The organism is Flavobacterium sp. F52 (genome assembly GCF_000278705.1).
GTDB classification, from domain to species: domain Bacteria; phylum Bacteroidota; class Bacteroidia; order Flavobacteriales; family Flavobacteriaceae; genus Flavobacterium; species Flavobacterium anhuiense.
Map to the genome: position 1 here is coordinate 13,624 of NZ_AKZQ01000032.1, position 13,321 is coordinate 26,944.

Annotated in this window: 14 protein-coding genes; 3 read left to right on the forward strand and 11 right to left on the reverse strand. The window is 33.9% G+C overall.

Annotation, left to right across the window (positions count from 1 at the left end):
* Positions 1-118 precede the first annotated feature (118 nt).
* Together FF52_RS16550 and FF52_RS16555 are read right to left on the reverse strand one after the other, a co-directional pair.
* On the reverse strand, positions 119-1,201 hold the full coding sequence (locus FF52_RS16550) for a glycosyltransferase family 9 protein (protein WP_008467289.1): 1,083 nt from the start codon (positions 1,199-1,201) through the stop codon (positions 119-121).
* A 248-nt stretch (positions 1,202-1,449) separates the two neighbouring features.
* Positions 1,450-2,244 (reverse strand): DUF2797 domain-containing protein, encoded by a 795-nt coding sequence (locus FF52_RS16555; protein ID WP_008467292.1) that lies wholly within the window; start codon positions 2,242-2,244, stop codon positions 1,450-1,452.
* Positions 2,245-2,483: 239 nt separating this feature from the next.
* Here FF52_RS16555 and FF52_RS16560 point away from each other — a divergent pair, with 239 nt between their 5' ends.
* Both FF52_RS16560 and FF52_RS16565 read left to right on the forward strand, forming a co-directional pair.
* Positions 2,484-3,995 (forward strand): GH3 auxin-responsive promoter family protein, encoded by a 1,512-nt coding sequence (locus tag FF52_RS16560; protein ID WP_008467294.1) that lies wholly within the window; start codon positions 2,484-2,486, stop codon positions 3,993-3,995.
* Positions 3,996-4,008: 13 nt separating this feature from the next.
* The gene (locus FF52_RS16565) at positions 4,009-4,251 is read left to right on the forward strand and encodes a hypothetical protein (RefSeq protein WP_008467296.1); all 243 of its coding nucleotides are present in this window, start codon (positions 4,009-4,011) and stop codon (positions 4,249-4,251) included.
* A 319-nt stretch (positions 4,252-4,570) separates the two neighbouring features.
* On the opposite strand, the gene serB is transcribed toward FF52_RS16565, so the two are convergent.
* From serB to FF52_RS16595, 6 genes are all read right to left on the reverse strand, one after another.
* Positions 4,571-5,800, reverse strand: a complete 1,230-nt coding sequence (gene serB, locus FF52_RS16570; protein WP_035691791.1) for a phosphoserine phosphatase SerB — start codon at positions 5,798-5,800, stop codon at positions 4,571-4,573.
* Positions 5,801-5,956: 156 nt separating this feature from the next.
* Entirely contained in the window at positions 5,957-6,394 is a 438-nt protein-coding gene (locus tag FF52_RS16575) for a VOC family protein (protein WP_008467300.1), read from the reverse strand.
* A gap of 81 nt (positions 6,395-6,475) precedes the next feature.
* Positions 6,476-6,913: an ATPase gene (locus FF52_RS16580; RefSeq protein WP_008467301.1), complete on the reverse strand. Its 438-nt coding sequence runs from the start codon at positions 6,911-6,913 to the stop codon at positions 6,476-6,478.
* A 1-nt stretch (position 6,914) separates the two neighbouring features.
* Positions 6,915-7,325 (reverse strand): VOC family protein, encoded by a 411-nt coding sequence (locus tag FF52_RS16585; protein ID WP_008467302.1) that lies wholly within the window; start codon positions 7,323-7,325, stop codon positions 6,915-6,917.
* 121 nt (positions 7,326-7,446) lie between these two features.
* Positions 7,447-7,851, reverse strand: a complete 405-nt coding sequence (locus tag FF52_RS16590) for an SRPBCC family protein (protein ID WP_008467303.1) — start codon at positions 7,849-7,851, stop codon at positions 7,447-7,449.
* A gap of 50 nt (positions 7,852-7,901) precedes the next feature.
* A complete protein-coding gene (locus FF52_RS16595; protein ID WP_008467304.1) occupies positions 7,902-8,312 on the reverse strand; it encodes a VOC family protein in 411 nt (136 codons plus the stop codon).
* A gap of 140 nt (positions 8,313-8,452) precedes the next feature.
* Between FF52_RS16595 and FF52_RS16600 the strand changes: the two genes are divergently transcribed.
* Complete coding sequence (locus FF52_RS16600; protein WP_008467305.1) at positions 8,453-9,418, forward strand: GlxA family transcriptional regulator; 966 nt, start codon at positions 8,453-8,455, stop codon at positions 9,416-9,418.
* Between the two features lie 66 nt (positions 9,419-9,484).
* Here the strand turns inward: FF52_RS16600 and clpX are convergent, their stop codons facing one another.
* The 3 genes from clpX to FF52_RS16615 all read right to left on the reverse strand — a co-directional run bounded on the left by clpX (position 9,485) and on the right by FF52_RS16615 (position 13,235).
* Positions 9,485-10,717 (reverse strand): ATP-dependent Clp protease ATP-binding subunit ClpX, encoded by a 1,233-nt coding sequence (gene clpX, locus FF52_RS16605; protein WP_008467306.1) that lies wholly within the window; start codon positions 10,715-10,717, stop codon positions 9,485-9,487.
* 191 nt (positions 10,718-10,908) lie between these two features.
* A complete protein-coding gene (gene clpP / locus FF52_RS16610; protein WP_008467307.1) occupies positions 10,909-11,583 on the reverse strand; it encodes an ATP-dependent Clp endopeptidase proteolytic subunit ClpP in 675 nt (224 codons plus the stop codon).
* A gap of 329 nt (positions 11,584-11,912) precedes the next feature.
* Positions 11,913-13,235 carry a trigger factor gene (locus FF52_RS16615; protein WP_008467308.1) on the reverse strand — a complete coding sequence of 441 codons (1,323 nt, stop codon included), beginning with the start codon at positions 13,233-13,235 and terminating at the stop codon, positions 11,913-11,915.
* Positions 13,236-13,321 lie beyond the last annotated feature (86 nt).

The window sequence follows — 13,321 nt, forward strand, 5'->3', positions numbered from 1 at the left end:
AAGATGCTAAGTTTCTAAGTTTCTCAAAGCTAAAAAAAACTGAGAACCTCAGCACCTTAGAATCTTAGCATCTTAAAAAACAAAAAATCCTGTTCAAAATGAACAGGATTTTTTGTTTTTATATTGCTTTTGACAAACCATTCAATCTGCCGTTATTCAAAATAGTATTTATCGTTTTTATGTATTTCTTTTTGGTGTAGAGATTTACATCTATCCCAATGCTGCAATTATCGTACGGCTCATATTTTTTCAAATTTGATACGGAAAACAGCCCAATAGTTGGTGTATGTACCGCACTCGACAAGTGCATAATGCCACTGTCTGCACCAATAAACAACTCCGTATTTGCAATAACAGATCCTATTTCGCGAATATCTTTACTATAAAATGATGGTGCTTTAAACCCGATTTGCGATACGTTTTCTACCGGCAGAATTTCAATAATATTATAATCTTTATATTCTGCAGTAAGCTGAGAATAAAATTTTTCCCACCACTCTTCCGAAAGACATTTTGCTCCTGTCGCATAAGTAAAAATGCAAATCGTTTTTTTATCGTTGTCTGTAATTTCTTTTAGTTTTTTTCTACCTTCTGTAATTTCAGAAGCAGACAATTTGAGATCTATAGGCGCAATTATTTTATTGCCGTTTGTTGGCAACCTAAGTTTTGATAAAAAATTTCGAAAATTATAGACTGGATATTTTGCAATGTGTTCAAAATCATTCTTTTGTTCTACAGACTCATCGATGGAATCTCCAAAAAACTTGTATTTTGCATTTGAAAATTGAACTGCCAATCGGCCCGAAGAAGAATTTTGATCTACATTAATAGCTAAATCGTAGTGTGCTTTTTTTAATGAAATCCAAACCTTTGAGTATTCCACTAAACTTTTAAATGGCTTTTTAGGCAAATGAATTATTTTGTCAACGCTATCATATTTTTCAAAAATAATGGGAGCTAATGTACCTTTTACAAATAAATCGATTTTACAATTTGGAAACATTTCAGACACTTCTTGAACGAGTGGGGTAATCAATAAAAGGTTACCTAACCTTCCATTTGGTCTGCAGATAAGAACTTTCTTGATTTCACTCTTGTCGACCAAAATAAAATCGTCCTGTATATTTGCTTTTCCAACATTCTTTGTCAGGTTCCGCATTATGTTTCTTCTGTGTACATTAATTTTGCTTAAAACACTCATTTATGGAATAATTTAGGGGGATTACAAATCTCAATTAAAATTTAAAATAGTGGCAAACTCAAATCTACCTCCTTTTATTTTTTAAAAATAAATTCTTCCAATAAGCATTTGTTACAAAATTGTAACGAAATGTATCAATATTTACATCTTTTTGTTTTTGGAATTGAGTTAAAATTACAATAAATTATAATATATTTAACATTTTAATAGACGTATACATAAAAATTATCGACAAATACCGACCAAACCTAGACATTAATTGTGACAACATAACCTTCAGAACCGCGGATATTAAATACTGTTCCGTTCTCAAATAACAAATACTGGCCTTTAATCCCAGTTAGTTTTCCACTGAAAGAAGGTGTTTTATCTAAATTTAAACTATTCACTTTTGCAGGATAACTTAAAACTGGATATTGAAGTTCGTAAACATCATTTTTTTGAGCATAAAAATAATCTTTAACTTCTGACGGTATCAAACTTTCGATTTTGGCTTTTTCTGCAATCAGGTCAAAAGTCTCAACAGAATTTTGCAGCATTTTTCTCCAATTCGTCTTATCTGTATAATGATCTTTTAGCGCCACCTCTGTTATTCCAGCCAAATATCTGTTCGGAACCTCAACAATTGCAATAGCTTGAGAAGCGCCTTGATCTATCCAACGAGTTGGCACTTGCGATTTCCGCGTTACACCCACTTTTATCTCACAAGCCGAAGCCAAATACACAATGTGGGGCTGTAACTGCGCTTTTGATTCGTATTCTAAATCTCGGTCTGCAATTCCTAAATGTGCTGTGCTCAATTCTGGCCTCATAATCCAATCTCCAACAGCTGGACTTGAATAAAAGCATTCGTAACAAAAACCTTGTCGGTATATTTTTTTCTTCTTCTCGCAATTCAAGCATTGACAGCCTACAAAATTAATTTCAATTTCTTTGTCTAATAATTGATTCACATTTAAGAAACTATCTTCGAACACCAAATAATATTGAATTGGACTTCCAAGTTCAGTTTGCATTTTTGTCAGTACGCCTTGATATTGCATTCGTATTTTTTTATAATTGCTGATTTAGATTTATCAAAAGATTTAAAATTTTTTGTGTTAAAATTCGTTTATATAGTTGGAATCTTTACTTCAAATAGAATTGTTTTTTACAAAAAAATAGTATTTTTGATATGAAGACAAAGTTACTATTTGTCTCTCGATATTCAAATTTTATGTTTTTTGTTTTGCAAAGATTGTAAGATTTAAAACCTAAAATCAGTTAACTTAAAAACAAATTCATGCCTTTATCTATTATCAATTCGTTTGCATCTTGGGTCCTAAAACAAAGGATTCATCAAATAGAGCTTTTTTTAAAATACCCTAATGAAGTTCAGGAAGAATTATTGCACAACTTATTGACGGCATCTGAGAATACAGTTATTGGAAAACAATATGAATTTTCGAGTATTAATTCTTATCAGACCTTTGCAGAAAGAGTTCCTATTGCAACTTATGAAGAACTGCAGCCACTTATTGAACGCACACGTTTAGGCGAACAAAACGTTTTTTGGGAAAGCCCTATTAAATGGTTTGCCAAATCGAGTGGCACTACAAATGCTAAAAGTAAATTTATTCCCGTAAGTAATGAGGCTTTGGAAGATTGCCATTATAAAGGCAGTAAAGATCTTCTTTGTCTTTATTTGAATAATAATGAAGATTCTGAATTGTTTTTAGGAAAAAGTCTCCGTTTGGGAGGAAGTTCTCAGATTTACGAAAACAACAATACTTACTTTGGAGATTTATCGGCAATTTTAATTGAAAATATGCCAATTTGGGCAGAATTCAGCAGTACTCCAAGCAGCAAAACTTCATTGATGAGCGAATGGGAAACCAAACTTGCAGCTATTATCAACGAAACAAAAAATGAAAATGTAACTAGTTTTGCAGGGGTTCCATCTTGGATGCTGGTTTTAATGAATAAAGTTTTAGAGAATACAGGAAAACAAAACTTATTGGAACTTTGGCCAAATCTTGAAGTATATTTTCATGGCGGTGTGAGTTTTTCTCCATATAAAGAACAATACAAGAAAATTTTACCTAGTTCAGATTTTAAATATTACGAAATTTACAATGCTTCAGAAGGCTTTTTTGCGATTCAGGACCTAAATTATTCGAGCGATTTACTACTGATGCTGGACTACGGAATCTTCTACGAATTTATTCCGATGGACACTTTTGGAACTCCAAACCAAAAAGTAGTTCGTCTGGCAGATGTTGAATTAAATAAAAATTACGCTATTGTTATTACTACAAATTCTGGTTTATGGCGATATTTAATTGGCGATACAGTTCGTTTTACTTCTTTAAATCCGTACAGAATTAGAGTTACGGGAAGAACGAAGCATCACATTAATGTTTTTGGTGAGGAATTAATGGTTGAAAACACCGATCAAGCTATTGCAAAAGCTTGTCAGGTGACTCAAACTGAAGTTATAGATTACACAGTTGCTCCTATTTTTATGCAGGACAAAGAAAAAGGCGCGCACGAATGGATGATCGAATTCAAGAAAAATCCTGCCGATGTAGGTCTTTTCCAAAAAGTGCTTGATGAGACTTTACAAACGTTGAATTCTGATTACGAAGCGAAACGCTACAATAATATGACTTTAAATCCTTTGGTGGTTAATGTTGCCCGTGAAAATTTATTCTATGACTGGCTAAAGGAAAGAGATAAATTGGGCGGTCAGCATAAAATTCCGAGACTTTCGAATCAGAGAGATTATTTGGAACAATTGAAAGAAATGTGCTAAAACAACTTATAAAATGAAAGAAACAAAATTCAGCGAAATGACCACTGAAGAACTGATTAAAAATCAGAAAACACTAAAAACCGTGAATACCGTATTTTGCGTTGTGCTTTTTATGCTGTTCATTCTTAATATATTCATCGTTTTCATGAAGGGTTTTAGTGCCATGAATGTTATTCCTGTTGCCTTATTGCCTATTCTTTTCTTGAATCTTAAGAATTTGAAGGAGATTAAGAATGAATTGGAATCTAGAAAATAAAACGTTAATTCTACTAAACCTGCATTAGGGATAGAAGTGGAAATCCTTTTGTGGTAGTCCCGATAGTTATCAGGAGGCACAAAAGATTGCAACGGATAGCCCGACCCGACTTTTTCTGGCGGAACATGCCCATAAAAACAAACCTCAGCCTTTTATTGCAAAGACTGAGGTTTTTTTTTTATTTTGATTACGGAATTTCTAAATGCTATTTCTTCTTTGCCGAATAACATAGATGAATTTACTTTGCCAGGCTGAGCGGAGTCGAAGCCCTTTTCTACATGAAAGCCCTTCGACTCCGTTCAGGGCGACAGATTGCAAATTACATCATATCAATATATCTATCGTGATATCCTAATAAGTATAAAACACCATCAAGACCTAAACTTGAGATGGATGTTGAGGCGCTTTCTTTTACTTTTGGTTTCGCATGGAAAGCGATTCCAAGACCTGCTAAGTTTAGCATTGGCAAGTCATTGGCTCCATCTCCAACTGCGATTGTCTGATTGATGTGAATTCCTTCTTTTTCTGCGATTGCTTTTAGATATTCGGCTTTTTTCTGGCCATCTACGATGTCTCCTAAATATTTTCCCGTCAGTTTACCATCTTTTATTTCTAATTGATTGGCGTGAACGTAGTCTATTCCTAATTCTTTTTGAAGGTATTCTCCGAAATAGGTAAATCCTCCTGAAAGAATTGCAGTTTTATAGCCATAATATTTTAAAGCTTTCATCAAACGGTGTGCTCCTTGTGTTATTGGCAGATTTACGGCAACATTTTGCAAAACTTCTTCGCTTAAACCTTCTAGAAGTGCCATACGCTTTTTGAAACTTTCGTTAAAATCAATTTCACCGTTCATAGCCGATTCTGTAATAGCACGAACTTGATCTCCTACTCCATTCAATTCCGCAAGTTCGTCGATTACTTCGGTTTGAATTAAAGTTGAATCCATATCGAAGCAAACCAAACGGCGGTTTCTTCTGTAAATATTGTCTTCTTGGAAAGAAATATCAACGTTTAGCGTTCTGGAAATTTCCATAAAACTCGCTGTCATTATGATCTTGTTTACAATTTCACCCGTTACAGACAATTGAATACAAGAACGCGGATATTCTTCTTTTTCTACAACAGAAGTTCTTCCTGTTAATCGAATAATCGAATCGATATTTAAATTTTGGTCTGACAATATTTGGGTCACTGCAGACAATTGTGAAGCCGCCAGTTTTTCTCCCAAAATATTGATAATATAACGTTGTTTTGATTGTGATTTTACCCAAGTTTCGTAATCTTCTATAGAAATCGGAATAAATTTCACTTTGATTTCCAATTCGTATGCTTTAAACAAAAGATCTTTTAAAACAGGTGCAGATGATGATCCTGCGGCAATTTCGAACAAAATTCCTAGAGAAAGCGTATCGTGAATATCAGCTTGCCCGATATCTAAAATATTAGCATCGTATGCTGCTAATACAGCTGTTAATCCTGCTGTAACTCCAATTTTATCGTGTCCAGAAACTTTTAGTAAGATTATTTCTTTGTCTTCTGCTGCCATTTTTCTTTCTTGATTATGAAGCGACAAAAATCGACAATCTCTAGATGATAAAAAAGAATAATCTTTGTTTTTTTGAAACAAAAAAGCACATTTTCATGTGCTTTTTTGAGTAATTTAACAATTATGTCCCGCTATTAAAATAACGTAACTTTTATGTTATTTCATTCCTTCGTTTTTGTCAAAACTCACCATCCAGTTGATGCCGAATTTATCTTTAAACATTCCGAAATAAGATCCCCAGAAAGTGTCATTCATCGGCATTTCTACTTTTCCACCTGCCGAAAGTCCGTTGAAGATTTTGTCTGCCTCTTCTCTGCTTTCTGCATTAATAGAAACAGAAAAATTATCTCCAAAACCGACATCTCCATATCTTGGATGTGTGTCGCTTCCCATTAAAATACTATTTCCAATTGGAAGCGATACGTGCATAATTCTATTCAAAGCTTCTTCAGAAAGCACCTCGCCTTCTTCTGCCGGAGCATCTTTAAATTTTCCGATATAAGGAAAATCTCCACCAAAAACTGATCTGTAAAACAGAAATGCTTCTTCGCATGTTCCGTTAAACATTAAATATGGATTTACTGCTGTTGCCATGATATTTTGTTTTTAATTGTTAATTATCAGTTATAAATTGTAAATCTCTTTCTTCTATTCTCTTTTCTCTCTCTTCTAGCTTTACTTCTCTGACAATTCTTTAATCAATTCTACCGCTTTTGGAAAGGCATCTTTGAAATAATCAATATGTTTTTCGATTACATCTACCTCAACATGAAGATCTACAACATCTCCTTTTTGAGTCAGTCTGTATGTTTCCATAGAACCACTCCATTTTTCCGTTTCCTCATTTGGCGGCACTTCTTTAAAGTCTTTGATTTCGCCAAGATGTTTAAAAGCCATATATTCGTTTGGAATTTTAGTCTCAATAAGGCTATTCATCCCTGTTCCTCCAGGTCCAAGAAAATAAATTTTGTCCCCTTCGTTCCAATTCGATTCAGCGTAACTTCCTTCACAAAAAGCGCTTGTCCACTTTCGGTAAGTTTCATCATCCCATAAGACTTTCCAAATTTTCTCTTTAGAAGCCTTTATCTCAGTATTAAATATTAATTTTTCCATCTTAACCTGGTAATTTACTAAAATCCATAAATAGAATATTCCAACGATGACCATCCAAATCGGCAAAACCACAGCCATACATCCAACCTTGGTTTTCTGCAGGAGGAGCAAAAATGGTTCCGCCAGCTTCTTTGACTTTTTCAGCTAATTCATCAACTTCTTCCCTGCTTTCTGCGTCGATTGAAATCAAGACTTCCGAACTTGAATTCGTATCGGTAATGTTGTTCTTGGAAAAACTTGAAAAAAGTATTTCTTCAAAAAGCATTATCACAAAATGTCCTTCACCTACAACCATGCACGTCGAACTTGGCGTATCATGTTGTTCATTAAACGAAAAACCAATTTTCCAGAAAAAATCTTTCGCTTTTGCCACATCCTTTACAGGAAGATTCAACCATATTTGTTTTGTCATTTTTTTGTTTTTTTTTGTTGGGTTAGATATTTATTTCTTTTAAACCATATGAGTAATGTAAGCTAATTTAAGTTTGTAATCTTTGAACCTTTGTCACTTTGAGACTTTAGAAGTCTAAAAACTAATTTGCTTCAATGTAACTTTTAAAATTATCCAAAATTGCCTGCCAGCCAGCGCGCTGCATCTCTTCTGGATTTTGTGTTTCTGGATCGAAACTTTCAATTATTTCAACACCTTCTGCTGTTTCTGTAAAAGTAATTTCAACCTTTCTTCCGTCTCCCATAACATACGAAAGCGCTTGGTTTGGTTTTACTAAAGTAAATTCTCCTTCGAAATCAAAACTCATACTTCCGTCTTTTGCAGCCATAGTCGATTTGAATCTTCCTCCTTCTCTCACATCGGCTTCTGCATAAGGCGTGTGCCAATCAGGAGAAGCAAAGCTCCATTTTGTAATATGTTCTGGAGTGTTCCAAAAATTCCAAACTTTGTCAAGAGATGCATTAACGGTCTTTTTAATTGTGATCATTTTTAAGTTTTTTAATAATTTATTTTCCGTTTGATTTTGTTCTTACTTAATTACATGTTTTCTGGAATCTGACTTTCATCCATAAAGAAAACTTCCCAATGATGTCCGTCTACATCTAGAAAAGTTCTTTGGTACATCCAGCCATAATCTTGAGATTGCTGGTAATCTATTCCTCCAGCCTTAACTGCCTTCTCAATCATTTCATCTACCTGTTCTCGAGTTTCTACAGAAAGTGCCATAAGCGCTTCGCTGGTTGTTGTAGAATCACAAATTTCCTTCTTTGTAAATGTTTGATAAAACTCTTTTACCAAAAGCATCACAAAGATGCTTTCGCTTATAACGATACAAGCTCCTTTGTCATTAGTAAATTTCGGATTAGTTGGAAAGCCGAGTTCGTTAAAAAAAGATATTGCGCGATTTAAATCTTTTACAGCAAGATTTAAGAAGATTTTTGTTTTCATCTTTATAAAATTACGAATTAATTAAAACAAATTTAATTTTTTAAGATTACTTAAAAATGCCAATAAAAGTCATTTTTAGGGGCATTTGAGACAATTTGCTTATTTTTGTAAGATACTGAAATTCCAAAAGACCAAAAATCATGAGCAAGAAACTAGGATTAATCGTACCTCACGACTATAAATTACTGAGCATTGCTGCAATATTAGAAGTATTCGAAACCACAAATAAACTTACGTCTGGAGATGAGAAACCATTCGAAATTATGATTTTTCAATCGAAAGAACAAAACGATCAAGGAAATGTATTTGGATATAAAAGCAATGCCATTGAAACTTCGGATAGTATTCTAGACTTAATTTTAATTCCCGCTTTTACTACCGACAATATGAGCGAAATGATCAAGAAGAATAAAAGTTTTATTCCGTGGTTGCAAAAACAGCACAAGGCAGGAGCTGAATTAGCGAGTTTTTGTACTGGAGCTTTTTTGTTTGCTGCTTCTGGTTTACTAAATGAAAAATTGGCCACAACACATGTTGATGCTTGCAGCGCTTTTACAAAAGCTTTTCCGATGGTAAAACTAAAACCTGAAGAAACGCTAACTGCAGACGGAAGTTTATACACCAGCGGAGGATCAACTTCAACTTTTCACTTGCTGATTCTTTTGGTTCAGAAATTCTGTGGCAACGAAATGGCAGTCAAAATCGCCAAAATATTTTCTATCGATTTGAACAGATACAAACAAAGCTATTTCAGTACTTTTAGACCCAATCATTTACATAATGATTCTTTAGTAGCTATGCTACAGCAAAAAATTGAAAGCCAGTACCATTCAATCGAAAAACTGGAAGAAATCACAAAAGATATTCCGACAAGTGCTCGAAACATGACACGCCGTTTCAAACAAGTGACAGGAATTCCGCCAATTGAATATTTACAGAATATTAGAGTCGAAAGTTCGAAGAAATATTTAGAACAAACCCAACTTTCAATCTCGGAAATTATTGAAAAAACTGGCTATAACGATCCAAAAGCTTTTAGAAAAGTGTTTTATAAAATGGTCGGCATGAAACCAATTGAGTATCGCGAGAAGTTTAGAGTGCAATAATAAAAAAACCTGCTCAAATAAATGAGCAGGTTCTATAATTGAACTTTGTCAAAGTTATTTTTTACTTTAAGAAGCAATTTCCATACGCTTCAATAAGTTTTTGCTTAGCGTATGTTCTGCATATTCTTTGTCGATTGTCAAACTTATATCATCTGATGTTGGCAGTTCGTACATGGCATCTGTCAAGATAGCTTCACATAATGAACGCAATCCACGAGCTCCTAGTTTATACTCTAAAGCTTTATCTACAATAAAATCTAAAGCCTCGTCTGTAATCGTAAATTCAACATCATCCATTAAGAATAATTTCTGATATTGTTTGATCAATGCATTTTTAGGTTGTGTTAAAATCGCACGAAGCGTTGCTTTATCCAAAGGATCCATGTGCGTTAAAACTGGCAAACGTCCAATGATCTCAGGAATCAAACCAAAGTCTTTGATATCTTTTGGTATGATGTATTGCAATAAATTATCTTTATCAATATTGTCAGTGTTTTTAGAAGTAGAGTAACCAACTGCCTGACGGTTTAAGCGTTTTGAAATAATACGTTCTACTCCATCAAAAGCACCACCAGCAATAAATAAGATGTTTTGAGTATTTACCTCAACGAATTTTTGGTCTGGGTGTTTACGTCCACCCTTTGGCGGTACGTTTACGACTGTTCCTTCCAATAACTTCAATAATGCCTGTTGAACACCTTCTCCAGAAACGTCACGCGTTATTGAAGGGTTATCACTTTTACGAGCGATTTTATCGATCTCATCAATAAATACGATTCCTCTTTCTGCTTTTGCTACGTCATAATCTGCAGCTTGAAGCAAACGAGTCAAAATACTTTCAACGTCTTCCCCAACATAACCCGCTTCTGTCAATACTGTAGCATCAACAATTGCCAAAGGAACGTCTAACATTTTAGCAATAGTTTTTGCCACTAATGTTTTTCCCGTTCCTGTCTGACCAACCATAATGATGTTGCTTTTTTCAATCTCAACTTCATCGTCCAATTGCTGTTGCATTAAACGTTTGTAGTGATTGTAAACCGCAACCGACATTACTTTTTTAGTCTGATCTTGACCAATAACATATTGATCTAGGAAAGCTCTAATTTCTTTTGGTTTCTTCAAAATCAAGTCCCCAACTAGTTTCGCGCTTCCGCTAGATTTTAATTCTTCTAAAACAATTCCGTGTGCCTGTTCAATACACTTATCACAAATATGTGCATTGATACCAGCTATTAATAAATTAGTTTCTGGCTTCTTTCTTCCACAAAACGAACATTCTAATACTACTTTTGCCATTCTATTTAAGTTACTAAGCTGCAAAGATACTAAGTTTCTAAGCTTTTTGATTTAATTAAAACTTAAAAACTTAATTCTTTGCAGCTTAATATTTATTTTTTGTTTCAAGTTTCAGGTTCCAAGTTTCAAGTTGGTTTGTGTTATACACCAAATTTGAACTTGAATCCTTAAACAATTTAAAGCTTAAAAAATTATCCTCTTCTTAATACTTCGTCAATCATTCCGTATTCTTTTGCTTCGTCTGCTTTCATCCAGTAATCACGTTCACTGTCTTTGTGAACTCTTTCGAAAGTCTGACCAGAATGATGAGAAATAATATTGTAAAGCTCATCTTTTAATTTTAACATCTCACGTAAATTGATTTCCATATCTGTTGCAACACCTTGCGCTCCTCCAGACGGCTGGTGAATCATAACTCTTGAGTGAGGCAATGCAGAACGTTTTCCTGCAGCTCCAGCACATAATAAAACTGCTCCCATAGAAGCTGCCATTCCTGTACAAATTGTCGCTACATCAGGCTTGATGTATTGCATAGTATCGTAAATTCCTAAACCTGCGTAAACACTTCCTCCTGGAGAGTTTAAATAAATTTGAATATCTTTTGAAGCGTCAGCGCTTTCTAAAAATAACAACTGAGCCTGAACGATATTAGCAATCTGATCGTCAATACCAGTTCCTAAAAAGATAATTCTGTCCATCATTAATCTTGAGAAAACGTCTAATTGAGAAATATTCAGCTGACGCTCTTCTATAATATATGGAGTCATATTGGTTGGAGTCATTGCCGCTACGATTTTATCGTAATACATTGCGTTTACCCCTTGGTGCTTTGTAGCAAATTTTTTGAATTCTTTACCGTAGTTCATATTTTTAGTTTAAAGTTGAAAAGTCTAAAGTCAGAAAATAACTAAAACGAATTAAACAAAGTTCATACCTTTTTATGAAGGATGCCAATTTGTCTTCTTTTTTTAAGATGCTAAGATTCTAAGGCGCTAAGGTTCTAAGTTTTTTTTACTAAGGAACATTTTACCAACTTGAAATCTGAAACAAAAAAAGAACGTCAACAGAATAAAAATTCCATTGACGTTCAAATATAATTATTTTTATCTTTCAGTTTCTGTAATAAAATCTTAATTTTTAAAAAGTATACTTCTTAACTTTCGACTTTAAAACTTTTGACTTTTCAGACTTAGATTTATTCACCGTAAGAAGCTGCGATAAATTCTTCGTAAGTAACCTCTTTAGTAGTTGGGTTAGCTTTTTCTTTGAAGATTTCCAGCATCTTAGATGCTACAACTTGTTCAGAAAGTCTTTTCACTTCGTCTTGGTTAGATAAAACTCTAGCCACGATTCCTTGAACTTCTTCGTCAGTTGGGTTTGTTTGACCAAATTGAGCCATCTGCTGTCTGATTGCGTTTGATGTAAACTCTTTCAAATCTTCAAATGTAATTTGGATATTGCTTTGAGCTAAAGCTTTTCCTTCAATTAGTTGGAAACGTAAACCTTTTTCAGATCTTGCGTATTCTACCTCAGCTTCTTCTGGAGTTAATTTCTTCTCTCCAACAGTTTGCAACCATTTTTTCAAGAATTCAGCTGGTAAATCGAATTTTGTGTTTTCGATTAAGAAATCCTGAACATCTAATAATAATTTTTGTTCTGCTTGCTGCGCGAATTGTGCTTCAGCATCTTCTTTAATTTTAGCTTTTAAATCTTCTAAAGAAGCTACTTTTCCTTCTCCAAAAAGTTTGTCAAATAATTCTTGGTTCAATTCAGCTGGCTCAGAACCGTTGATAGCTTCGATTGTGAAGTTTACCTCAACATCTAAACCGTGAACTCCTTCGTGACCTACTTTTAAGTAATCCATTAATTGGTGATCGTCATCAAATAAACCTTTTGTGCTTACTGTAACGACATCTCCAACTTTTTTACCTATGAATTGTTTTTGAGCTTTTTTGCTGAATGTATCAACAGAGATTGTAGTAGTATTGTTGATTCCGTTTGCTTCGCTTGAGAAAGTTCCAGTTAAGTCAGATTTTGCATCAGATACTTCTTGTGGAACTGCTTTTCCAAATTGTTTTTGGATACGCTCAACTTGTCCGTCGATTAATTTATCGTCAGCAGTAACAATATATTTTACGATGTTATTTTTAGCTTCCAAATCAATTTCGAAGTTTGGCACTAAACCAATCTCGTACTCGAAAGTTAATTCTTCTGCATCCCAGTTAAAATCTTCGTTTACTTTTGGAAGCGGAGTTCCTAAAAGATTTAATCTTTCAGATTGAATATAACGCTCTAAAGCCAAATCAACTACTTTTTTGATCTCTTCTTGCTTAATAGCTTTTCCGTATTGTTTTTCAACAAGATCTTTAGGAACTTGTCCTTTTCTAAATCCTTTTACTTGCGCTAAAGGCATTTTTTCGTTGATTCTTTTTGCTACTTGACCTTTATAATCCATATGAACAACGTTCATAACAATCGTCTCGTTTACAGCGTCTATTGCTACTCTTTTAATATCCATCTTCTTCTTTAATTTACGTAATAAAATTGGGTTGCAAAATTATAAAATTTTTGCAACCCAACCAAGTTTTTAATCTATTGTATTTG